This window comes from Pseudogulbenkiania sp. AW2-16, assembly GCF_056824575.1.
In genome coordinates, this window is sequence record NZ_CP157668.1 from 2,330,333 (window position 1) to 2,351,827 (window position 21,495).

Genomic DNA, 21,495 nt, shown 5'->3' on the forward strand with positions numbered 1-21,495 from the left:
TATGCTGCGCGCCGCGCTGGAAAAGCTGGAACTCGACAACGTGCCGGTGGCGACCGTCACCGGCCGCCTGGTCGGGGCCTCCGGCCTGCTCTTGGAGAGCGTCGGCTGTCCGCTCGAGACCGGCCAGCGCTGCCTGATCGAAACCGCCGCCGGCGAGTGGCTGCAGGCGCAGGTGGTCGGCTTCAAGCGCGAGGTGTCCTACCTGATGCCGTTCAAGAAGCCGGTCGGCCTGACCACCGGTGCGCGCGTGCAGCCGGCGCCGGACGCCGCCGGGCTGTTCATCGGCCCGTCCTGGCTCGGGCGCATCGTCAACGGCCTGGGCGAGCCGCTCGACGGGCTGGGCCGCCTCGGCGGCGAGCACCCGCTGGCGGCGCATCCGCCGCGCGTCAATCCCCTGAAAAAGCGCCCGGTCGATACCCCGCTCGACGTCGGCGTGCGCGCCATCAACGGCCTGTTGACGCTCGGGCGCGGCCAGCGCGTCGGCCTGTTCGCCGGCAGCGGTGTCGGCAAGAGCGTGCTGCTCGGCATGATCACCCGCCACACCGAGGCCGACGTGGTGGTGGTCGGGCTGATCGGCGAACGCGGCCGCGAGGTGCGCGAGTTCGTCGAGCACGCACTCGGCGCCGAGGGCCTGGCCAAGGCGGTGCTGGTGGTGGCGCCGGCCGACGAGTCGCCGCTGATGCGGCTCAAGGCCACCGAGCTCACCCACACCATCGCCGCGCATTTCCGCGACCAGGGGCGCCACGTGCTGCTCTTGGTCGATTCGCTCACGCGCTACGCTATGGCGCAGCGCGAGGTGGCGCTGGCGCTGGGCGAGCCGCCCGCCACGCGCGGCTACCCGCCGTCGGTGTTCGGGCTGTTGCCGACGTTGGCCGAAAGCGCCGGCAACGGCGAGGGCGAGGGCAGCATGAGCGCGATCTACACCGTGCTGGCCGAAGGCGACGACCAGCAGGACCCGGTGGTCGACACCGCGCGCGCCATCCTCGACGGCCACATCGTGCTGTCGCGCGGGCTGGCCGAGCGCGGCCACTACCCCGCCATCGACATTGCCGCCTCGGTCAGCCGTTGCATGGGGCTGGTGGCCGGGGCGAGCCAGCGCGAGGCGGCGCGCACCCTGCGCGGGCTGTGGGCGCGCTACCAGGAGGTGCGCGCGCTGATCCCGCTGGGCGGCTACGTGCCCGGCGCCGACGCCGAGACCGACCGCGCGGTGCAGCGGATGCCGCTCATCGAACGTTTCCTGCGCCAGGACGCCGCCGTCGCGGCGCCCTACGGCGCGACACTGCAGCAACTCGAGGAACTGTCCGCATCATGAAACAGCAAGAAGCCCTGCACCGCCTGCAGCTGATGGTGCGGCTGCGTGATAACGACGTGGAACGCCTGGAGTCCGAGCTCGTCGCCAAGCGCCGCCTGCAGGAACGCTACCGCCGCAACATCGAGCGCATGGGCGAGCTGTGCGGCCAGAGCGGCGCCAGCGCGGCCACCGCCTCGCCGGCGCTGGCGCTCAACTGCGCCGGCTACAAGGGGGCGCTGCTGCAGCTGATGGCCTCGCAGCAACAGGATCTGAACCTGGCCGAGGCCGATGCCGCGGTGAGCCAGCGCGCGCTGGCGGCGGCCACGCTGCGGCGCGAGGCGCTGGCGCAGGTGCGCGACGACACCGCCGCACGGCTCGCCAGCGAGCGTGCCCGGCGCGAGCAGAAGTACAGCGACGACTTCGCCGGCCAGGCGTGGTGGCGCGGCCGCGGCACGGTGTGATTATTCACGCCGCCTGAAGGAAACCGCCGTTCCGGTCGCCTTGAACAGATATTGAGACCGGATAAGGAGCACACCATGGCCGACATCAACCCGACACAGATGGCCACGCAGTTGGCCAACCTGTACGTGCAGCAGGCGCAGCAGCGCCTGTCGATGCAGAACAGCAGCGCCAAGGCGCGCAGCGACGGCCTGAGCAAGCTGCAGAGCGCGCTGCAGGACTTCCGCTCGGCGCTGACCACGCTGTCGGCCAAGAAGAGCATGGTGGCGATGAGCGCCAGCTTCAGCCAGAGCAACGCCGGCACCGTCAGCGCCAGCGGCACGGCCCAGGCCGGCAGCTACTCGCTGTTCGTCGAGCAGCTGGCGAGTGCGCAGCAGCTGGCGTACGACGGGGTGTCCGGCGCCAGCGGCGGTACCCTCACCGTCAGCCTCGGCGGCAACCCCTTCAGCGTCGATCTCGCCAGCGCCGACCGCGACGGCGACCACAATCTCACCACCAGCGAAATCGCCCTGGCCATCAACCAGTCTGCGGGCAACGCCGGCAAGGTCAACGCCATGGTGCTGACCGCCAACGGCATCTCGCGCCTGGTGCTGACCTCGGGCAAGACCGGGGCCGCCAACACCATCAGCGTCGACGCCAGCCAGGCCAGCGATGCCGCCCTGCAGACCGCGTTCGCGACCTCGTCGCAACTGAGCCCCGCGCAGGACGCCAAGGTCTGGCTGGGCGGGCAGGGTAGCGGGGTGCTGATGCAGCAGGCCTCCAACACCTTCACCGCCATCGGCGGCGTCACCATGACCTTCGGCGCCATGAGCGCCGGCCAGAGCCTGACGCTGGACGTGGCGCGCAGCGACGGCGACACCGGCGGCAACGTGCAGAACTTCGTCGACGCCTACAACACACTGCTCAAGTCGCTGGGCGGCCTGACCGCTGCCGGGGGCGCCGACAAGGACCAGAAGGCCGGGCCGTTCGCCACCGACGCCGGGGTGCGCTCGCTGCGCGACCATCTCAACACCCTGATCCGCCAGAGCTTCGGTGGCGTGCGCCTGGCCGACATGGGCATCACCGCCGCGCGCGACGGCACGCTGTCGCTCGACCGCAGCAAGCTCGACAAGCTCCTGGCCAACCAGCCCACCGCGCTCGACGGCTTCTTCAACGGCAGCAACGCCGACGGCCTGCTCGCCCAGGCCGGCAGCTACCTCGACAAGTGGCTCAACGCCAGCAGCGGCCTGATCACGCAGCGCAAGGACAGCGCGCAGCGCATGCAGAACGACCTCGACGCGCAGCAGACGCGCATCGATAACCAGTACGACCAGGCCTACAAGCGCTACCTGGCGCAGTTCACCCAGCTGCAGACCATGCAGGCGCAGATGAGCCAGACCCTGGATTCGCTCAACAGCTACTTCAGCCAGTAACCCGTAACCGACGACAGGAAGCCACCTTGGATTACGAAGCCTACCGCAGTTACCACTCGGTCAACCTGGAAGCGCAGACCGCCACCGCCTCGCCGGTGCAGCTGGTGCTGGTGCTGTTCGACGGCCTGCTGGAAGAGCTGGCGCGCGCCCGCGGCCACCTGGAGGGCCAGCGTTTCGAGCAGAAGGGCGACAGCATCACCAAGTGCATCAACATCCTCAACGGCCTCTCCAGCGCGCTGGATTTCGAGTCGGGCGGCGAGGTGGTGACCGACCCGGCGCGGCTCTACGACTACTGCGCCTTCCGCCTCTACCATGCCAGCGTGGAGCTCGACGTGGCGGCGCTGGACGAGGTCGTCGGCCTGCTGGGCACGCTCAAGGGCGGCTGGATGGGAGTGCGCGATCAGCATGAAGCCGCCTGAACTCGATCACCTGGAAAGCGCCCTGCGCGTGGCCCTGGCGGCGCAGGACTGGGAGCGGCTGACGGCGCTGGACGCACGGCTGTCGGCGTGGCTGGCCGGCGCGCCGGCGGCCATCGAGCCCGTCCGCCTCGCGCGCTTCTGCGCGCTCTACCGCGAAATCCTGGCGGCCGGCAGCACGGCTGGAGCCGAACTGGAACAGCGCCTCGCGCTGCTGAGCCGGGAACGCGAAGGCCAGCTCGCCTACGCCCAGGCCCGGCAATGGGAGGGCGCATGACGACCTTGCCCACCCTGTCCACCGTACCGCTGGCGGAAACCCGTTCCGCCGAACCCGTCGCCGTCGCGGCGGTAGCGCCCGCCGCGACCCCCGCCGCGTCCCCCGACTCCGCCGCGCCGGCCGACTTCGCCGCGGCGCTGCTGGCGGCGGTGCTGCCGGTGCCCGCCCCGGCAGCGCCGGCACCGGGCACCGCGTCCCCCCCGACGACTACCGATGCCGGTCCGGACGACGAGCGCCATCACAGCGAGCAGGAGCCGGCCGCTACGGCGTTGCCGACCGTGCCGGTCACGCCCTTGTCGCTGCTGCTGCCGCCGCTCCCGCTTACCCCGCCGTTGCCTTCGGCCAACCTTGCCGCTTTCCAGGGCCTGGCCGGCGTGGCGGCGGGCAGCGTGCCGGCCTCGGCGCGCGACAGCCTGGCCTCCGCCGCTGGCACCGTTCCTGCGCTGCCGGCTGACGCGCAATCCCCGCTCCCGGCCGGGCTCCCACTGCGCCTGGCCACGCAGGATGGCAGCGCCGCACCGCTGGCCGGCAGCCCGGCGCCGAATCCGCTGCCGGGCTGGTTCGTCCACGCCCAGGGCGTCGAGCCGCGCGCGGCCTTGCCGGAATGGGCGCCGCTCTCGCTGCCCGCCGGCCAGCCGGCGCGCTGGGGCGAGTCGCTGCGCGCCGCGCTGGGCGAGCGCCTGGCGGTGCAGAGCACGCACGGCATGGACCGTGCGCTGATCCGCCTCGACCCGCCGTCGTTCGGCTCGCTGGAAATCGCCATCCGCCACGAGGCCGGCGCCCTGACGGTGCAGCTGGTGGCCTCGCACGGCGAGGTGGTGCGCCAGCTGCAGGCGATCGGCGACGCGCTACGCCAGGACCTGTCGGCACGGCAGTACACCCAGGTGGCGGTGGAAGTGCGCGAAGGTGCGCCCGGCGGCCACCAGGGACAGGGGCAGGGCCGCTCCGGGCGCGACGGCGCGCCGGACGGCCGCAGCCCGGGACGCGCGCTGGCCGAGGTCGGCGGCGATGGTTTTGCACCGTTCGCGCTGGCGCAGGGCTGAGGCAGAGAAAGGACAGATCGGATGAACACGAAAACGATAATGGGCGCGGTGCTGGGGATGGTGCTGGCCGTGGCGCTCGGTGCCGGCGGCGTCTACTGGTGGCTGGGGCAGGGCAAGGCGGCCGCTCCGCTGGCCTCCGCCGAGAAGGCCGAACCGAGCCGCTACGTCAGCCTGGACAAGGTCATTGTCATGCTGCGCAGCGAGGCGGGCGACCCCGAACTGCACTACATGGCGCTCGACCTGGTGTTCCGCACCGGCGAGACGCACGAAAAGGAGCTCAAGGAGCAACTGCCCTTCCTCAAGACCGTGGCGGTGCGCGCGCTGTCGCCGCTCGCGCTGGCGCGCGCCTCCGGCATGACCATCGACGACTACCAGAAGCTGCTGGGCAAGGCCTACCGCGCCAGCTACGGTGCCGAACACGGCGCCCAGCCGTTCTCCGAAGTCATGGTCGGCAAGCTGATCATCGAGTAAGCCCATCATGTACGCCGACTACGCCACTCCCGACGCGCCTGCCGAACTCGAGGCGCGCTGCCTGCGCGATTTCGCTCCGCTGGTGAAGCGCGTGGCGCGCCAGCTCAATTCGCAAGCCAACGGCGTGATCGAGCGCGAGGACATGGAGCAGATCGGCCTGATGGCGCTGCTCGAGGCACTGCGCCGCTACGGCGAACCGGATGCGCGCTTCGCCGGCTACGCCGTGCTGCGCGTGCGCGGCGCCATCCTCGACGAGCTGCGCCGCCTCGACTGGCGGCCGCGCGCGCTGCGCCAGGACGCGCACCGCCTGCGCGATGGCTTGCGCGAGCTGACGCGCCGTCTCGGGCGCGAGCCCAGCGAGGCGGAAGCGGTGGCGCAGCTGGGGCTCAGCGCCGAGGACTACCGTGCGCTGCTGGTGGCTGAAAACGCCGAGGCCATGGCCAGCTTCGACGAACTGGTCGCGGCCGGCATCGAGCCCATCGACGACAACACCCCCGAGGCCAGCGTGCTGCAGCGGCGCACCCTGGCGGCGGCGCTCTCCGCGCTGGACGAGCGCGAACAGCGCGTGATCCAGCTCTACTACGAATTCGAACTCAGCCTCAAGGAGATCGCCGCCGTGCTCGACCTGACCGAAGCGCGGGTGTGCCAGATCAACAAGAGCGCTCTCAAGAAAATGAAGGTCCGGCTCGACGCCGCCTGAACTCCCTGGAAAGGCAACTATGCAGCAACTACTCGGCATCGGCATCGTTCTCGGATGCGTCTTCGGCGGCTTCATGCTGGGCGGGGGGGCGATCCACGTCATCTGGCAACCGGTGGAACTGCTCATCATCTGCGGCGCCGCGATCGGCGCCATCGTGCTGGGCAACCCCAAGCACGTGCTGCTGGAAATGGGCGGCCAGATCAAGCGTGTGGTGCTGCGCAAGAAGCACGGCGCCGAATTCCAGCGCCAGCTCCTGCTGTTGATGTACGAACTCCTGATCACCGCGAGCCAGGGCCTGAAGGCGCTCGACGAGCACGTCGAGGCGCCGCGCCAGAGCCCGTTGTTCAACCGATACCCGCTGGTGCTGCAGCAGCCCAAGCTGCTGGCCTTCATCGTCGACAATTTCCGCCTGATGGCGATGGGCAAGATCAGCGCGCACGAGCTGGAAGGCGTGCTCGATCAGGAAATCGACGCCATCCACGAGGAGCTCAACCAGCCCTCCAAGTCGCTGCACAAGATCGGCGAGGCGATGCCGGGCTTCGGCATCCTGGCCGCGGTGCTGGGCATCGTGATGACCATGAACAGCGTCGGCAACGGCGCCACCACCGGCGAGATCGCCGAGAAGGTCGGCGCCGCCATGGTCGGCACCTTCATCGGCATCTTCTTCTGCTACGGCGTGCTCGACCCGCTCAGCAACGTGATGCACCAGCAGGTCAAGGAGGAGCTCTCCAACTTCGAATCGGTCAAGGTGGTGATCACCACGCACGCCTCCGGCAAGCCGCCGCTGCTGGCGATCGACGCCGGGCGCCGCCTGGTCCAGCTCAACACCAAGCCGAGCTTTTCGCAGCTGGAAAGCTGGATCAACGCGCTGCAAGGCGTGTGAGGTAGCGCACCGTGAGCCTGGACAAGAAAAAGGAAGGCACCGCCGCCGTCATCAAGAAAGTGTCGCGGCGCCAGGACGATGGCGGCCACAGCGGGGCATGGAAGGTGGCGTTCGCCGACTTCGTGCTGGCGCTGATGTGCCTGTTCCTGGTGATGTGGCTGCTCGCCTCGCGCGAGCAGGAGACCATGGCCCAGCTATTGCGCAACGGCGGCGGCAGCCCGCTGGCGGAGGGCACCCAGTCGCGCATCGAGCACCAGGGTACGCCGCACGGCAGCCTGATCCCGCGCGAACTGGTGCCCGGCCAGCAGGCCACCGAGTCGCGCCCCAATTCGCAGGTCAAGAGCAGCGCCCAGCCCTCGGCGCTCGACGACGGCAACGGCGCCAAGCTGCGCCACCGCTACGACAGCGCCGCCGACCTGCAGAAGCTGGCCAAGATGATGTCGGACCTGTCGGTCGAGGCCGGGCTGGCCGGCAACATTCAGACCGTGATCACTCCCTACGGCCTGCGCGTGATGCTGCACGATACCGACAAGCAGGGCATGTTCGAGCGCGGCAGCGCGGTGATCAACGAGCGTTTCAAGCACCTGCTGCAGAAGATGGGGCAGATGTTCGCCCACATCGACAACCAGCTGTTGCTGGTGGGCCATACCGACTCGCTGCAGTACAAGGGGCAGGATTACGCCGCCTTCTCCAACTGGAGCCTGTCCAGCAACCGTGCCATGGCGGCGCGCATGCAACTGCTGCTGGGGGGAATGGCCAGCAACGGCATCCTGCAAGTGGTCGGCATGGCCGACCGTGCCCCGCTCGATGCGCGCCATCCGGACGCCGCGCTCAACCGCCGCATCGAACTCCTGGTGCTGACCACCGGCCAGGCGCAGACCGTGGCGGCGATGTTCGGCATGCCCGGCGAGAGCGGCCAGCCCGCCGCCGGCGCCGAGAAACCCTCCGCGGCCGAACTGGCCGCGCTCAAGCAGCAACTGCGTCCTTAAGCCCCGCCTTACCTCTTCCTCTACAAAAGCCCGGACAAAAATCCGGGCTTTTGATCGTCTGAATCAAGAAAAGTTCACTAATTGCTTTGCAAAACTTTACAATAAGGCCGTTATTAATAACAATGGCACCGTTAATCGATTTGGCATGGCAGGACAAACAAAAAAATGCCAATAACCGTCCGCTCCACAACGTTCATGCCATGCCGCGCCACGCGGTGGTGTTTGTTTAAATAGCTCGTGCACATATAAAAAAATGACAAAGCAAGATACCAAACAGCTCCTGCTCGCGACCGATTTTTTCGGCAGCCTCAACGACTTCGCTCTCGACGAATTGATCGACCTCGCCGTTCCACTGAACCTGCGCAAGGGCGACCCGCTGTTTCTGGAAGGGGGAAACAGCGCCGCCATTTATCTGCTGACCGAAGGACGCATCGAGTCCTTCGTCTCGGACGGCCAGGGCAAGAAGTTCGTGTTCATGTTCAACGAACCGGGCGAACTCATGGGCGAGGTCTCCTACCTGGACGGCGGACCGTGCGCCTGGAGCGCCGTGGCCGAGCGCGACTGCCGGCTCTTGATGTTCCGGCGCACCGACCTGGTCAGCGTGTTCGGCGTGGCCGACGGTCTGCCCTGCGAGACCATCCGCAGCAAGATCCTGCTGCGACTGGCGGGCATGGTGCGGCGCATCTCGACCTCGGCCAAGAACCTGGCGCTGCTCGACGTCTACGGCCGCATCCGCATCCTGTTCAACGAGCTGATGGTCGAGGAGGACGGCGTGCTGCAGCTCGACAAGCCGCTGACCCAGCAGGAAATCGCCGACCAGATCGGCTCCTCGCGCGAGATGGTGGCGCGCATCCTCAAGGAGCTGGTCTACGGCCACTACATCCGCATGGAAAACCGCCGCATCGTGTTGCTCAAGATGCTGCCGGAGAACTTTTAAGTTTTTCTGGCAGGCGGTCGTCTTGTCTCTATAAGACAGACGAATTGCATTGACGAGGCTCACCATGCGCATCACTCCCCAACGCCCTGAACGTCGCGACGTCGCCCCGGCCGAGCGCCCGGCCACCTCCCCGACCGCGCCTGCCGTCCGCCCTGCGGCGGCGGCCGAGGCCAGTGGGGCGGCGCTGCTGCAGTCGGCGCAGGCCGCCCTGCGCGAGCAACCCGAGATCGACCTCGAGCGCGTCGCGGCGGTCAAAGCGGCGCTGGCGCGTGGCGAGGCTCCGTTCGACCCGGAACGGCTGGCGGCGCTGATCGACCGTTATCACGGCGGACGCGGATGAGCCGCGAGGCCCGTTTCCGCCAGCTGCTGGGCGACATGCGCCTCGACCTGGCCGATTACCAGCAACTGGAACAGCTGCTGGAGCGGCAGTTCAAGGGCGCGCTGGGCCATGACGCGGCGACGCTGGCCGAGACCGGCGAGCGGATCGTGACGCTGGTCGGCCGGCTCGACGGTCGCCGTCGCGCCCGGCGCGAACTGGCGGCCGAGCTGCTGGGACGACCGCGGCGGCTGTCGGTCGAGGAGGTGCTGGCACAGCTGCCCGCCGCCCCGCGTCAGGCCTGCGAAGCACTGTGGGCGACGCTGCGCGGGCGGGTGGCGCAGTGCAAGACGCTGAACGAGCGCAACGGCCGGCTGCTGATGGCGCAGCACGACAACCTGGAGCGTGTGCTGTTCGGCGAGAAGGATATCTATGTTCCGCTCTGATCCAACCCTCGGTTCACTCCCTTTCGACGCCGCCTGGCGCGCCGTGGCGCTGCCGTTGCCGGCGGCGGGCGAGGGCGGCGGCTTCTCCGCGCTCTATCGCCAGACCCGGCAGGAGGTGGTCGATTCGATCGAGAAGGGGTTCGGCGCGAGCGAGATGACGCTGTCGCCGGAAGGCGCCTGGGCGCGCCAGCGCGGTGCCGAGGCGATGGCGGCCACGGTGGGTGGCGACGACGCCAGCACGCCGGGCACGGCACAGCAGGCGTTCCTGAGCGAGGTCGAGCCGTACGCGCGCGAGGCCGCGGCGCGGTTGGGGGTGGCGCCCGATCTGATCGCCGCGCACGCCGCGCTGGAGTCCGGCTGGGGCAAGCGCCCGCTGACACAGGCCGACGGCACCAACAGCCACAACCTGTTCGGTATCAAGGCCGGCGCCAGCTGGCAGGGCGAGGTGGTGACGGCGCTCACCACCGAGCACGAGGCGGGCGCCGACGTGAAGCGCAGCGAGCGCTTCCGCGCCTATCCGGATTGGCGCGGCGCCTTCGCCGACTACACCCAGCTTTTGGCCAGCAACCCGCGCTTCCGTGGCGTGCAGGGCGTGGGCAACGACGCCGCGGCATTCGCCCAGGCCTTGGCCAAGGGCGGCTACGCCACCGACCCGGACTACGCCGGCAAGCTGGCGCGGGTGGTAGCGTCGATCCGGGCGGGCAGCTGAGAACCCATTTACGATCTTGCTGTGCACCCTGATCGGGGCTCATGTGCTGCTCGAAATCCTCATGTACTGCAGTACATTCCGGTTTCTGCGCTGCTCTTCACCCCGCTGAGGGGTGCTCGCGACAGATCGTAAGCGGGTTCTGAGTCGGGGCGCCATGCAAAAGCCCCGTCCGGGACGGGGCTTGTGTGCGTCTGAGGCAGGGCCCTCACTCCGGCGCCACCCGCCCGGCCTCGGTCACCCGGGCACGCACGATCTTGCCGCTGCCGACGTTGCGCACGCGGATGACGTCGTTGCGGCGTCCGCTTTCCAGCGATTCGCCCGGCGCCGTCACCACGATCCCCTCCTTGCTCGCCACGATTTCCACCGCTTCGCCACGCCGCACCAGCACGGCGGCCTCCAGCAGCTTCCTGCGCAGCGGCTGGCCGCGTCGCAGCGCGCTGCGGCTGCTCAGGCCGACCGCCTCGGCCGGGCTGTGCAAACCCTCTTCCAGCTCGTACACCGGGCGCTGCGCCCATTCCACGTCGTCGGCGCCGAGCACCTTGCCGGCGTCGAGGTCGCGTGTCGCCACCAGCTGACGCGCGTCGAGTTCGGCACGCACGGTGTAGACGGTGCTCCAGCCCTGCGGCTCCGGGCAGCGCACGGCAAAACGCAGGCGCGACAGCGACGCCGTGTCGAACGCCTCGACCTCCAGCGGCTGGCGGCAGGCCGGCAGCGCCGCCGCCTCGCGCGGCGGGATCGGCGTCAGGCGCGGCCGTGCCTGCTCCACCCCGACCCGGGCCGCGGCGTCGTCGAGCCAGCGCCGGGCGTGGGTCAGCACCGCGCGGTCGAGTTCGCGCGCGGCCGGGCTGGCGTCCGCGGCGGCCGGCAGCGACAGGGTCAGCAGGGTCAGCAACAGGGGGGTAGGGCGGAGGGCTGTGAATATTGCCATTTGCTCGGGCTTGGTAATTATTACATGTACGTCGGGATGGCCAGTTATTAGTATCGCCTTTCAAGTAAGGCGGCTATTAACATAGCTCTGTTTTTCAATGGTATTGAACGGAATCGGGCGTGGCAATGGGCATACATTTCGACAAGGCGCTGGATATCCACCCGGAGGCGCTCAAGCTGCGGGCGGAACGCACCAAGGTCCTGGCATCCAACATCGCCAACGAAACCACGCCGGGCTACCAGGCGCGCGACGTCGATTTCCGTTCGGCGCTGGCCGCCGCCGCCGATGAAGCCGATTTTCCGCTCGACGATTCGTCCGGCGGTCTGCTCTACCGCGTCCCCAACCACCCGTCGCGCGACGGCAATACCGTCGAGCTCGGCGTCGAGCAAGCCGAGTTCTCGCAGAACGTCTCCGAATTTCAGACCAGCCTGACCTTCCTCAACATGCAGTACAAGGGCCTGGCCAAAGTCATCGCAGGGTAATCCACCATGGCATTCAGGGATATTTCCCGCATCGCCGGTTCGGCCATGACGGCCCAGACCGTGCGTCTCAACACCGTCGCCAGCAACCTCGCCAACGCCGAATCGGCCTCCGGCTCGGAGGGCGCGGCGTTTCGCGCGCGCAAGCCGGTGTTCGCCACCGTGTACCGGGGCGCCGACAGCGACGGCGCCTGGCAGGGCGCCAGCGTGCAGGTACTCGACGTGGTGAAGAGCGACAGCCCGCTGCGCAAGGTGCACGAGCCGTCCAACCCGCTCGCCGACGCCGACGGCAACGTGTTCTACCCCAACGTCAATCCGGTCGAGGAGATGACCGACATGATGTCCGCCTCGCGCGCCTTCCAGACCAACGTGGAAGTGCTGGCGCGGGTGAAAACCATGCAGCAGGACCTGCTCAAACTGGGAGAAGGCTGATGACCGTCAGCAATTCGCTGTTGAACGACAGCACCGCATCGAGCCAGGGCGCGACCCCGGTCGCCAGCAACGGCCAGTCGCAGAGCAGTGGCTCGGGCATGTTCATGACGCTGCTGATGGCGCAGATCAAGAACCAGAATCCGCTCGACCCGGCCGACCCGTCGCAGTTCGTCAACCAGCTGGTGCAGATGAACCAGATGCAGACCTCGCTCGGCATGTTGTCGCAACTGAAAGACAACGCCGTGCTGCTGCGCGAGCTGCAGGGGCTGGGCCTGGGCAACCAGGTCGGCAACAGCGTGCTGGTGCAGAGCAACACCGTGCAGCTCGACGGCACGCCACTCTCCGGCCGCCTCACCCTGTCCGGCGCGGAAAACCAGGTCACGCTGCAGCTCACCGGCGCCGACGGCAAGCTGCACCCGATCGACCTGGGCGCCCAGCCGGCAGGCGAGGTCGCGTTCAGCGTCAACCCGGCCGACTACGGCCTTGCCGCCGGCAGCTACGCGCTGTCGGCGACCACCGCCTCGCGCGCCACGCCGATGCTGGAGCTGGCCGCCGTGGTCCAGGGCGTGCGCCTGCCGGTGCAGGGCGGCGAGCCCATGCTCACCCTTTCCGGGCTGGGGGATGTCCCGGCCTCTTCGGTTTCCCGCCTGCTGGGGAACACCTCGTCCAGCGTCTCGTAAGCGGAGTCTTCCATGAGTCTTGAAATCGCCCTGTCCGGCATCAACGCGGTCAACTCCCAGCTCGGCAGCATCAGCAACAACATCGCCAACTCCGGCACCTACGGCTTCAAGTCGAGCCGCGCCAACTTCTCCGCCACCTACGCCGGCACCCAGGCCACCGGGGTCGAGGTCGCCTCCAACACGCAGAGCATCGGCCGCAGCGGCGGCACCGTCACCACCGGGCGCGCGCTGGACGCCGCGATCCAGGGCCGCGGCTTCTTCGTCACCCGCGACAACGCCGGCAGCGTCGCCTACACCCGCGTCGGCATCTTCAACACCGACAAGGACGGCGTGCTGGTCGACAGCTTCGGCCGCCATGTCCAGGGCTACGCCGCCGTCAGCGGCGCCAGCGGCGGTGCCCGCGGCGCGCTGGGCGACATCACGGTGCCCACCGGGCAGATCGCGGCCAAGGCCAGCGACACCCTGCAATACGTCGGCAACCTGTCGTCCGGCTGGACCACGCCGGCGACGGCCTTCGACCCGGCCGACCCGACCACCTTCAACGGCTCCAGCGTTTCCACCGTGTACGACTCGCTGGGCGAGAAGCACACCCTGACCCAGTACTTCGTCAAGAACGGCACCAACGACGTGACGGTGCATTTCGGCCTCGACGGCAGCCTGCTTGCGGACACCGCCGACCTGGCCTTCGACAGCAACGGCGCGCTGACCTCGTCGGCGCTGGCCAGCGGCGGCGCCGCGCTCGCGCTGGGCACCCCGACGGGCGCCGCGGCCTTGGCCGTCAAGCTCGACTACACCGGCACCACCCAGTTCGCCGGTGATACCACCACCACCGTCAACAGCGGCAACGGCTACGCCTCCGGCGCGCTCACCGGGGTCAGCCTGCAGGACAACGGCGACATCCTCGCCACCTACAGCAACGGCCAGAAGCAGGCGGTCGGCACCATCGCACTGGCCAACTTCCCCAACGAGGATGGCCTGATCCCGGTGTCCGCCACCAGCTGGGTGGACTCGCCGGCCTCCGGCACCGCGCTGCTCTCGGCGCCCGGCAGCGGTCTCGCCGGCACGCTCAGCGCCGGTTCGCTGGAGCAATCCAACGTCGACATGACCGCCGAGCTGGTCAACCTGATGAGCGCGCAGCGCAACTACGAGGCCAACACCAAGGTGATCTCGACCGAGGGCCAGGTGATCCAGGCACTGATGCAGGCGGTGTAAGACATGGACGCGCTGATCTACACCATCATGAGCGGGGCCGACCGCACCCTCAAGGCGCAGCAGGTGCACGCCAACAACCTGGCCAACGCCCAGACCAACGGTTTCCGCGCCGATATCGAGGTGGCCAGCAGCCAGGCGGTACGCGGCTACGGTTACGACGCCCGCCACATGACGCGCGCCGAACCGAACGCCGTCGACCATCGCGCCGGCACCGTGGTGGAGACCGGGCGCGACCTCGACGTGGCGCTGCAGGGCGACGGCTTTCTCGCCGTCGCTGTCGGCAGCGGCGAAGCCTACACCCGCGCCGGCAATTTCAGTGTCGACGCCAACGGCGCGCTCACCGTCAATGGCCGGCCGGTGCTGGGCGACGGCGGCCCGATCGTGCTGCCGCCTTACGTGCGCGTCGCGGTGGCGGGCGACGGTACGATTTCGATCCAGCCGCCGGGCGAGAGCGCGCTGCAGGTGGTGGACCGGCTGAAGCTGGTCAAGCCGGCGCCGGAAGAGCTCTCCAAGGATGAAAACGGCCTGATCGTCAGCCGCCTCGGCAACACGCTGCCGGCGGACGAAACGGTGCGGGTGCAGGGCGAGCACCTGGAGCAGAGCAACGTGTCGGCGGTGGAGGAGATGATCGCCACCATGTCGCTCAATCGCGGTTTCGAGATGCAGATGAAGATGTTCAACGCGGCCAACGACATGGTCGAGGCCGGTAACCGCCTGGTGCGCGGTTAGGCAACCGAGGGGTAGGGCATGAATCCGGCATTGTGGATCAGTAAAACCGGCATCCAGGCACAAGACGCGCGCCTGGGCGCCATCGCCAACAACCTGGCCAACGTCAACACGGTTGGCTTCAAGCGCGACCGCATGGTGTTCGAGGACCTGTTCTACCAGGTCGAACGCCAGCCCGGCGCCCGCGTCGACGCCAACAACGCCTCGCCGTCCGGGGTGCAGCTGGGCAACGGCACGCGCCTCCTGGGCACGCAGAAGGTGTTCACCAGCGGCAGCATCACCACCACCGGCCAGGCGCTGGACGTGGCCATCGTCGGCCAGGGCTTCCTGCAGGTGCAGATGTCCAACGGCGAAACCGGCTATACCCGCGCCGGCCAGCTGCAGGTCAACGCCGACGGCCAGCTGGTGAACGCGCAGGGCCTGCCCATCGTGCCCGCCATCACGGTGCCGGTCACGGCGACCTCGGTCAGCATCGGCGAGACCGGCACGGTGTCGATCACCCAGTCCGGCTCCACCGCGCAGACCGAGATCGGCCAGTTGACGCTGGCCAACTTCGTCAACCCCACCGGGCTGCTGGCGCTGGGCGACAACCTGTTCCAGGAAACCACCGCCAGCGGCACGCCCACCGTCGGCAATCCCGGCAGCGACGCGCTGGGCAAGCTCAAGCAGGGCGCGCTGGAGGGCTCCAACGTGCAGGTGGTGGAAGAGATGGTGGACATGATCGCGGCGCAGCGCACCTACGAGATGAATACCAAGGTGCTGTCCGCCGCCGACAACATGATGCAGTACCTGGCGCAGTCGGTGCGATGAAGCGGACGGCGCTCGTACTGGCCACGCTGCTGCTGGCCGGCTGCACCCAGACCCTGCCGCCGCCGCGCGCCGAGTTCGAGCCGCCGCTGCCGCCGAAGTCGGCGGCGCGCGGCATCGGCGGCGGCGTGTACACCGCCGGCGGCGCCCGGTCGCTGGTCACTGACAGCCGCGCCTACCGCGTCGGCGACGCCCTGACCGTGGTGCTGGAAGAAACCACCCAGGCCAGCAAGAAGGCCGGCACCCTGCTCGACAAGAAGTCGGGCGCCAGCATCCAGCCCACCATCCTCGGCAGCAAGACCATCAACACCAAGGTCGGGATCGACGCCGACCGCACCTTCGACGGCTCGTCCTCGTCCACCCAGCAGAATGCCTTGTCCGGCGCGCTCAGCGTGATCGTGCACCAGGTGCTGCCCAACGGCCTGCTGCTGGTGAAGGGCGAGAAGCAGCTCACCCTCAACCAGGGCGAGGAGTACCTGCAGCTGGCGGGCTACGTCCGCGTCGACGACATCGACACCGACAACCGCGTGTCGTCGCAGCGCATCGCCAACGCGCGCATCGCCTACTCCGGCCGGGGCGTCCTGAGCGACGCCAACGCCCCGGGCTGGCTGACGCGCTTCTTAACCAGCCCATGGATGCCGTTCTGAGAGACCTCATGCCCTACCGTTACCTTTCCCGCCTGATGCTGGTGCTGGTGGCCGGCCTGTTGCCGCTCAACGCCGGCGCCCAGCTGCTGCGCAACCTGGTCAGCGTCGAAGGCATCCGCGAAAACCAGCTGATCGGCTACGGCATCGTGGTCGGCCTGGACGGCACCGGCGACAACTCGCAGGTGAAATTCTCCGGCCAGTCGGTGAGTAACCTGCTCAAGCAGTTCGGCATCAAGCAGCCCGAGGGCAGCAGCACCAAGGTCAAGAACGTGGCGGCGGTGATGGTCAGCGCCAGCCTGCCGCCCGGTTACCGGCACGGCCAGACCATCGACGTCACGGTGTCGTCGCTGGGCGACGCCAAGAGCCTGCGCGGCGGCACGCTGCTGCTGACGCCCTTGCGCGCCGCCGACGGCGAGGTGTACGCGCTGGCGCAGGGCAACCTGGTGATCGGCGGTCTGTCGGCGCAGGGCAAGAGCGGCTCCAGCGTCACGGTGAACACCCCGACCTCGGGGCGCATCCCCAACGGCGCCTCGATCGAGCGCGAAATCCCGTCCGACTTCGAGAGCGGGCCGTCGGTGCGCCTGAGCCTCAAGCGCCCCAATTTCGAGACCGCCACCAACATCGTCAACACCATCAACCAGCGCTACGGCCGCATCGCCAGCACGCGCGACGCCACCTCGGTCGAGGTGCTGGCGCCGCCGGACCCGACCGCGCGCGTGGCCTTCGTCGCCCGGCTGGAGAAGCTCAACATCGGGGTGGGCGAAGAGACGCCGCGCGTGATATTCAATTCGCGCACCGGCACCGTGGTGATCAGCCAGGGGGTGACGGTACGCCCCGCCGCGGTGTCGCACGGCAACCTGCGCGTGGTGATCGCCGAGAGCTCGCAGGTGAGCCAGCCCAATCCGTTTGGGCGCGGCAACACCGTGGTCACGCCGCAATCGGACGTCAGCGTGCAGCAGGACCAGGGCCGCATGTTCAAGTGGCCGGCGGGCGCCAAGCTGCAAACCATCATCGACACCATCAACAGCACCGGCGCCACGCCGGACGACATCATGGCCATCCTGCAGGCGCTGGATCAGGCCGGCGCGCTGGATGGCGAGCTGGTGGTGATCTGAGGAGGAGCGAGCATGCTGAGCACCGACGTGAAGAAGGCCGGCAGCGGCGCCGAGGGTTCTTCGGCCAACCTCGAGACCCCGGTGCAGCCGCCCTCGGCCGAGTACCGCAAGAAGGTCGGCAAGGCCGCCGAAGAGTTCGAGGCGCTGTTCGTCCGCGAAATGCTGGGGCAGATGCGCAAGACCACGCGCGCCATGGCCGGCGAGGACAGCATCTTCGCCCAGTCCATCAACAGCGACCTGCTCGACTTTGCCGACACCGCGGTGGCCGGCCAGATCGCCCGGCAACGCGTGTTCGGTATCGCCAACGTCATCCTGGCGCAGCTACTGCCCGGCGCAACGGTCAATGGCAATAATGCACTTAAGGAAAACGCCGCCGGGGTCGCCTCTGTTTCCCAGAAGGCGCCCGAGACGGGCGCCGGCACTGGCCGCCTTCGCCACGCCGTTTTTTCCACTGAACCACAGATAGCCAGCCCGCCATGCGCATGATCCAGAACGCGCTGTCCGGCGCGATCGCCGCCCAGGCCGCGCTCAACACAGTCAGCCAGAACCTTTCCAACGAAATGACCCCCGGCTATTCGCGCCAGGGCGTGCTGCTGTCGACCCTGGTGCCGGGCGCGGGCGACCGTCTCGGCGCCGGCATGGGCGTCGACGTCACCGCCATCCGCCGCTTCAGCGACAGCTACAAGAACCTGCAGATGTGGCAGGCGGCGGCGGGGCAGGGCGAGCTGGCGGCGGCGCAGCCGTACTTCGCCCAGCTGGAGCAGGTCATGGGCAGCGACGGCACCAGCCTGTCGGGCGGCCTCGACAAGTTCTACAGCGCGCTCAACGCCGCCAGCGTCGAGCCCAGCTCGGTGCCCTTGCGCCAGCAGGTGATCAGCGAGGCCGACGCGCTGGCGCGCCGCTTCAACAATCTCAACGGTGTGTTCGCCACGCAGCAGGCCTCGCTCAACGAGCAGCGCAGCGCCACGCTGGCGCAGATCAATACCATCACCCAGTCGATCGCCGCACTCAACGGCAAGGTGGCGGAGGCCGACGCCGTCGGCACCAACGCCTCCGGCCTGCTCGACGAGCGCGACCGCCAGATCGACGCGCTGGCCGCGCTGGCCGACGTGCGCGTCAGCCAGCAGCCGGACGGCAGCCTCAGCGTCACGCTGCGCGGCGGGCAGCCGCTGGTGATCGGCAATACCGCCGCCACGCTCGCCGCGCAGGGCAACGTCAACGGCACGCAGACCATGACGCTGCAGTTCGCCAAGGAGCGCTTCACGCTGCCCAACGACAACCTGGGCGGCCAGCTGGGCGGGCTCAACCAGTACCAGAGCGCGGTGCTGCAGCCGATGACCGACGCGGTACGCACCCTGGCCGGCGAACTGGCGGCGCGCACCAACGCCCAGCTTGCCAGCGGTTTCGACCTCAACGGCCAGGCCGGCGCGGCGCTGTTCGTCTTCGATGCGGCCAGCACCAGCGGCATGCTCCAGGTCAGTGCCATCCAGGCCGACCAGCTGGGCTTCTCCAGCGATCCCGCCAAGCCCGCCAACAGCGACAACCTGCTGGCGCTGATCGCCATCAAGGACCAGAGCATCGCCATGACCGGGCTCGGCAACGTCACCATCAGCGATGCCTACGCCCAGCTCACCGGCCACCTCGCCATCGACAGCCAGCAGAACAAGGCCGGGCTGGAGACCGCCTCGGTGGTACGCGGCGAGGCCGAGAAGAACTGGAAGTCGACCAGCGGCGTCAACAGCGATGAAGAAGCGATCAACCTGGTCGAGTTCCAGAAGATGTACCAGGCCAACATGAAAGTCATCGCCGTCGCCAACCAGCTGTTCGACAGCACCCTGGCGATTTTCTGAGGAAGCCACCATGCGCGTAGCCAGTAACCAGTTCCAGGCCTCGATGAGCGCCGCCATGCAGTCGGCCAACAGCCGGCTCGCCGACCTGCAGCAACAGATGTCCTCCGGCGACCGCCTGCTGGTGCCGTCCGACGACCCGGTCGCCAGCGTGCGGCTGTTGCGCCTGCAGCGCGAAGAGGCGGCGTTGACCCAGTACCGCGACAACATCGCCGCGTTGCGCTCGCGGCTGTCGATGAACGAGTCCTACCTCGACGGCATGAGCAAGGACATGATGCAGGCGCGCGACCTGCTGGTGTGGGCCGCCGACGGCGGCAATACCGCGGACGACCTGCGCGCCATGTCGAGCTCGCTCGCCAACCTGCGCGACAGCCTGTTCTACGCTGCCAACACCAAGGACCAGGAAGGCCGCTACCTGTTCTCCGGCACCGCCAGCGCCACCCAGACCATCGCCGTCGACAACACGCAGCCCGCCGGCAGCCGCTACAGCTTCAGCGGCAACACCGACCGTCAGCAGGTGGTGATCGGGCACGGCGTCACCCAGCCCGCCAACGTCACGCTGGAAGACATGGCCGCCTTCCTCAACCAGCTCGACCAGACCATCGACACCCTGCAAAGCCCGACGCTCGACCCGGGCAACCCGAGCGTGGGCCAGACCGTGCGCCAGACCCTCGACGGCACCGATACCGCGCTCAAGGCCATCGGCGTCAGGATCGCCCAGCTGGGCGGAGCGCAGAATACCCTGCAGATGATGGACGACAACCACAGCAACGTCAGTCTGGCCAACCAGCAGAGCATCGCCAATCTCGGCAACCTCGACTACGCCGAGGCGTCGATCAACATGAACAGCTACCTGCTGGCGGTGCAGGCCAGCCAGAAAGCCTATGGCAAGATCAGCGCGCTCAGCCTGTTCGACGTGATCTGAGGCCGCTTTCACCATGAATTCCCTGATTTCCTCGCTGGACTCCGCCAGCAGCCGCACGCGTCGCAACAGCCCCGGCGGCGTGCAGCCGGCGCCGGCGGCCACCGATCTGCGCAGCACGCCGGCAGCCCCGGCCGAACCCGCCGTGGCCGGCACCACGGCCGCCAGCGGCTGGCGCTACAGCAGCCAACTCAACGAGCAGCTCACCGCCGCGCAGCGCGCCCTGGGCTTCGTCGACGGCCTGGCGGGCCAGCTGGAGCAGCTCAAGACCGATCTCAGCCAGCAGCTCGCCCAGCGCCGCATCGACCGGGAAGGGCTGGAGGCCCGCATCGGCCGCTTCGCCACCACCCTGGCGCAGCGCCATGCCCAAAGCGGCGGCAGCGTCGACGGCAAGCTGCGCTTTCATCTGGCGGCCGACGCCCGGCAAGATTTCACCGTACGTGGCATGGACCTCGACAGCCTGCGCAGCGGGCCCGCGGAAACGCTGGCGCTGTTCAGCGGCGAGCGCGGCACCGCCGCGATGTCGTTCAACGTCGGCGGCGACGTCAGCGAAGACGAGATCATGCGCCGCCTCAACCGCGCCTTGGCACCGTCAGGCATCCGCGCGGCCATCAACGACGACGGCCAGCTCGGCTTCTCGGTGGACGAGGCGGCCTGGCCGGCCATCCGCGACCGCCTCGCGGTACGCGGCGGCGGCGTCCGCTTCCCCTCCGGCCAGCCGCAGCGCGTCAAGACCGAGGCCGAACCGGAGCGGCTCTCGACCGGCGAGTGGCAGGTGAACGACCATGCCCACGTGCGCCAGACCCTGCAGCGCGTGGTAAGCGCCCTGTCGCAGCTGCGCCAGGCACACAGTGCCATCGCCAGCGCCATCGACCAGGCGCGTGACGCCATCGACCAGCTGTCGCGCATGGGCGAGCAGAGCTGGGCGCAGGAGTTCGTGGCCGATTTCAACGCGCGCCTGAACCAGGCCGGCGACTACCGCTCCTTCCTCGGCGTCATCCCGGCCCTGCTGGGCGTGAGCCGCTATCGCGTCGTCTCGCTGCTGGCGCTGTAACAACCCGTTCACGATCTTTTTGTAGCGGCGGCCGCACCCGATCACACCGGCGGGGCCGGCAAACGGCCAACGACGTCGTTGGCCGACTTGGCCTTGGAATGCCAAGGCCGGTGTCGTCCGCCTCCTATCGTGCTGTTTGCCGGGACCGCGTCGCTCGTAAAACAAATCGTGAGCAGGCTCTAAGTGGAGCGTCGCCGTCGGCAAGGCTTGCAGGGTGGCTCGGCGCCTACCGGGATGATCCGCCCCCCAACCTGGGGTCGTGCAGAAGAAGCCAGACGGCGCCTGTCGCTGCCGTCC

The 21,495-nt window shown here is 68.6% G+C and carries 27 protein-coding genes; 26 read left to right on the forward strand and 1 reads right to left on the reverse strand.

Features of this window, described 5'->3' with window-relative positions:
* Position 1: 1 nt before the first annotated feature.
* The 14 genes from fliI to ABKF58_RS11500 all read left to right on the forward strand — a co-directional run bounded on the left by fliI (position 2) and on the right by ABKF58_RS11500 (position 10,349).
* A complete protein-coding gene (gene fliI, locus ABKF58_RS11435; protein WP_482580745.1) occupies positions 2 to 1,312 on the forward strand; it encodes a flagellar protein export ATPase FliI in 1,311 nt (436 codons plus the stop codon).
* Entirely contained in the window at positions 1,309 to 1,752 is a 444-nt protein-coding gene (gene fliJ / locus ABKF58_RS11440) for a flagellar export protein FliJ (RefSeq protein WP_482580746.1), read from the forward strand. Before fliI ends, fliJ begins: the two co-directional genes overlap by 4 nt.
* 75 nt (positions 1,753 to 1,827) lie before the next feature.
* Complete coding sequence (fliD, locus tag ABKF58_RS11445) at positions 1,828 to 3,162, forward strand: flagellar filament capping protein FliD (RefSeq protein ID WP_482580747.1); 1,335 nt, start codon at positions 1,828 to 1,830, stop codon at positions 3,160 to 3,162.
* 26 nt (positions 3,163 to 3,188) lie between these two features.
* Positions 3,189 to 3,581 carry a flagellar export chaperone FliS gene (fliS, locus tag ABKF58_RS11450; protein WP_482580748.1) on the forward strand — a complete coding sequence of 131 codons (393 nt, stop codon included), beginning with the start codon at positions 3,189 to 3,191 and terminating at the stop codon, positions 3,579 to 3,581.
* A complete protein-coding gene (locus tag ABKF58_RS11455) occupies positions 3,568 to 3,855 on the forward strand; it encodes an ABC transporter substrate-binding protein (protein WP_482580749.1) in 288 nt (95 codons plus the stop codon). Before fliS ends, ABKF58_RS11455 begins: the two co-directional genes overlap by 14 nt.
* Positions 3,852 to 4,898, forward strand: coding sequence for a flagellar hook-length control protein FliK (locus ABKF58_RS11460; protein WP_482580750.1), 1,047 nt, complete (start codon positions 3,852 to 3,854; stop codon positions 4,896 to 4,898). Before ABKF58_RS11455 ends, ABKF58_RS11460 begins: the two co-directional genes overlap by 4 nt.
* 21 nt (positions 4,899 to 4,919) lie before the next feature.
* On the forward strand, positions 4,920 to 5,369 hold the full coding sequence (locus ABKF58_RS11465; RefSeq protein WP_482580751.1) for a flagellar basal body-associated FliL family protein: 450 nt from the start codon (positions 4,920 to 4,922) through the stop codon (positions 5,367 to 5,369).
* A 7-nt stretch (positions 5,370 to 5,376) separates the two neighbouring features.
* A complete protein-coding gene (locus ABKF58_RS11470; RefSeq protein ID WP_482580752.1) occupies positions 5,377 to 6,069 on the forward strand; it encodes an RNA polymerase sigma factor FliA in 693 nt (230 codons plus the stop codon).
* Positions 6,070 to 6,088: 19 nt separating this feature from the next.
* Positions 6,089 to 6,952, forward strand: coding sequence for a flagellar motor stator protein MotA (gene motA / locus ABKF58_RS11475; RefSeq protein WP_014087885.1), 864 nt, complete (start codon positions 6,089 to 6,091; stop codon positions 6,950 to 6,952).
* Between the two features lie 11 nt (positions 6,953 to 6,963).
* The gene (locus tag ABKF58_RS11480) at positions 6,964 to 7,941 is read left to right on the forward strand and encodes a flagellar motor protein MotB (RefSeq protein ID WP_482580753.1); all 978 of its coding nucleotides are present in this window, start codon (positions 6,964 to 6,966) and stop codon (positions 7,939 to 7,941) included.
* Between the two features lie 253 nt (positions 7,942 to 8,194).
* Positions 8,195 to 8,878, forward strand: a complete 684-nt coding sequence (locus ABKF58_RS11485) for a Crp/Fnr family transcriptional regulator (protein ID WP_294865048.1) — start codon at positions 8,195 to 8,197, stop codon at positions 8,876 to 8,878.
* Positions 8,879 to 8,942: 64 nt separating this feature from the next.
* Positions 8,943 to 9,218 (forward strand): flagellar biosynthesis anti-sigma factor FlgM, encoded by a 276-nt coding sequence (gene flgM / locus ABKF58_RS11490; RefSeq protein ID WP_482580754.1) that lies wholly within the window; start codon positions 8,943 to 8,945, stop codon positions 9,216 to 9,218.
* Positions 9,215 to 9,640: a flagellar export chaperone FlgN gene (gene flgN, locus ABKF58_RS11495; protein WP_014087881.1), complete on the forward strand. Its 426-nt coding sequence runs from the start codon at positions 9,215 to 9,217 to the stop codon at positions 9,638 to 9,640. The genes flgM and flgN overlap by 4 nt, the downstream gene beginning before the upstream one ends.
* Complete coding sequence (locus tag ABKF58_RS11500; RefSeq protein WP_482580755.1) at positions 9,627 to 10,349, forward strand: glycoside hydrolase family 73 protein; 723 nt, start codon at positions 9,627 to 9,629, stop codon at positions 10,347 to 10,349. Before flgN ends, ABKF58_RS11500 begins: the two co-directional genes overlap by 14 nt.
* A 205-nt stretch (positions 10,350 to 10,554) precedes the next feature.
* On the opposite strand, the gene flgA is transcribed toward ABKF58_RS11500, so the two are convergent.
* Positions 10,555 to 11,277 (reverse strand): flagellar basal body P-ring formation chaperone FlgA, encoded by a 723-nt coding sequence (gene flgA, locus ABKF58_RS11505; RefSeq protein ID WP_482580756.1) that lies wholly within the window; start codon positions 11,275 to 11,277, stop codon positions 10,555 to 10,557.
* A gap of 125 nt (positions 11,278 to 11,402) precedes the next feature.
* Between flgA and flgB the strand changes: the two genes are divergently transcribed.
* From flgB to ABKF58_RS11565, 12 genes are read left to right on the forward strand one after another with little or no spacing between them, the layout of a single operon-like run.
* Positions 11,403 to 11,759: a flagellar basal body rod protein FlgB gene (flgB, locus tag ABKF58_RS11510; protein ID WP_008954400.1), complete on the forward strand. Its 357-nt coding sequence runs from the start codon at positions 11,403 to 11,405 to the stop codon at positions 11,757 to 11,759.
* 6 nt (positions 11,760 to 11,765) lie between these two features.
* Positions 11,766 to 12,188 (forward strand): flagellar basal body rod protein FlgC, encoded by a 423-nt coding sequence (gene flgC, locus ABKF58_RS11515; RefSeq protein ID WP_008954401.1) that lies wholly within the window; start codon positions 11,766 to 11,768, stop codon positions 12,186 to 12,188.
* On the forward strand, positions 12,188 to 12,868 hold the full coding sequence (locus ABKF58_RS11520) for a flagellar hook capping FlgD N-terminal domain-containing protein (RefSeq protein ID WP_482580757.1): 681 nt from the start codon (positions 12,188 to 12,190) through the stop codon (positions 12,866 to 12,868). Before flgC ends, ABKF58_RS11520 begins: the two co-directional genes overlap by 1 nt.
* A 12-nt stretch (positions 12,869 to 12,880) precedes the next feature.
* The gene (locus ABKF58_RS11525; RefSeq protein WP_482580758.1) at positions 12,881 to 14,080 is read left to right on the forward strand and encodes a flagellar hook protein FlgE; all 1,200 of its coding nucleotides are present in this window, start codon (positions 12,881 to 12,883) and stop codon (positions 14,078 to 14,080) included.
* Positions 14,081 to 14,083: 3 nt separating this feature from the next.
* Positions 14,084 to 14,809 (forward strand): flagellar basal body rod protein FlgF, encoded by a 726-nt coding sequence (locus tag ABKF58_RS11530; protein ID WP_482580760.1) that lies wholly within the window; start codon positions 14,084 to 14,086, stop codon positions 14,807 to 14,809.
* An 18-nt stretch (positions 14,810 to 14,827) separates the two neighbouring features.
* Positions 14,828 to 15,616: a flagellar basal-body rod protein FlgG gene (gene flgG / locus ABKF58_RS11535; protein WP_482580762.1), complete on the forward strand. Its 789-nt coding sequence runs from the start codon at positions 14,828 to 14,830 to the stop codon at positions 15,614 to 15,616.
* Positions 15,613 to 16,260 (forward strand): flagellar basal body L-ring protein FlgH, encoded by a 648-nt coding sequence (gene flgH, locus ABKF58_RS11540; protein ID WP_482580764.1) that lies wholly within the window; start codon positions 15,613 to 15,615, stop codon positions 16,258 to 16,260. Before flgG ends, flgH begins: the two co-directional genes overlap by 4 nt.
* A gap of 8 nt (positions 16,261 to 16,268) precedes the next feature.
* The gene (locus ABKF58_RS11545; protein ID WP_014087874.1) at positions 16,269 to 17,375 is read left to right on the forward strand and encodes a flagellar basal body P-ring protein FlgI; all 1,107 of its coding nucleotides are present in this window, start codon (positions 16,269 to 16,271) and stop codon (positions 17,373 to 17,375) included.
* A gap of 12 nt (positions 17,376 to 17,387) precedes the next feature.
* A complete protein-coding gene (locus ABKF58_RS11550; RefSeq protein WP_482580766.1) occupies positions 17,388 to 17,861 on the forward strand; it encodes a flagellar biosynthesis protein FlgJ in 474 nt (157 codons plus the stop codon).
* Positions 17,852 to 19,225: a flagellar hook-associated protein FlgK gene (gene flgK / locus ABKF58_RS11555; RefSeq protein ID WP_482580768.1), complete on the forward strand. Its 1,374-nt coding sequence runs from the start codon at positions 17,852 to 17,854 to the stop codon at positions 19,223 to 19,225. Before ABKF58_RS11550 ends, flgK begins: the two co-directional genes overlap by 10 nt.
* A gap of 10 nt (positions 19,226 to 19,235) precedes the next feature.
* A complete protein-coding gene (flgL, locus tag ABKF58_RS11560) occupies positions 19,236 to 20,147 on the forward strand; it encodes a flagellar hook-associated protein FlgL (protein ID WP_482580770.1) in 912 nt (303 codons plus the stop codon).
* A gap of 13 nt (positions 20,148 to 20,160) precedes the next feature.
* A complete protein-coding gene (locus ABKF58_RS11565; RefSeq protein WP_482580771.1) occupies positions 20,161 to 21,198 on the forward strand; it encodes a hypothetical protein in 1,038 nt (345 codons plus the stop codon).
* The last annotated feature ends 297 nt before the right edge of the window (positions 21,199 to 21,495 follow it).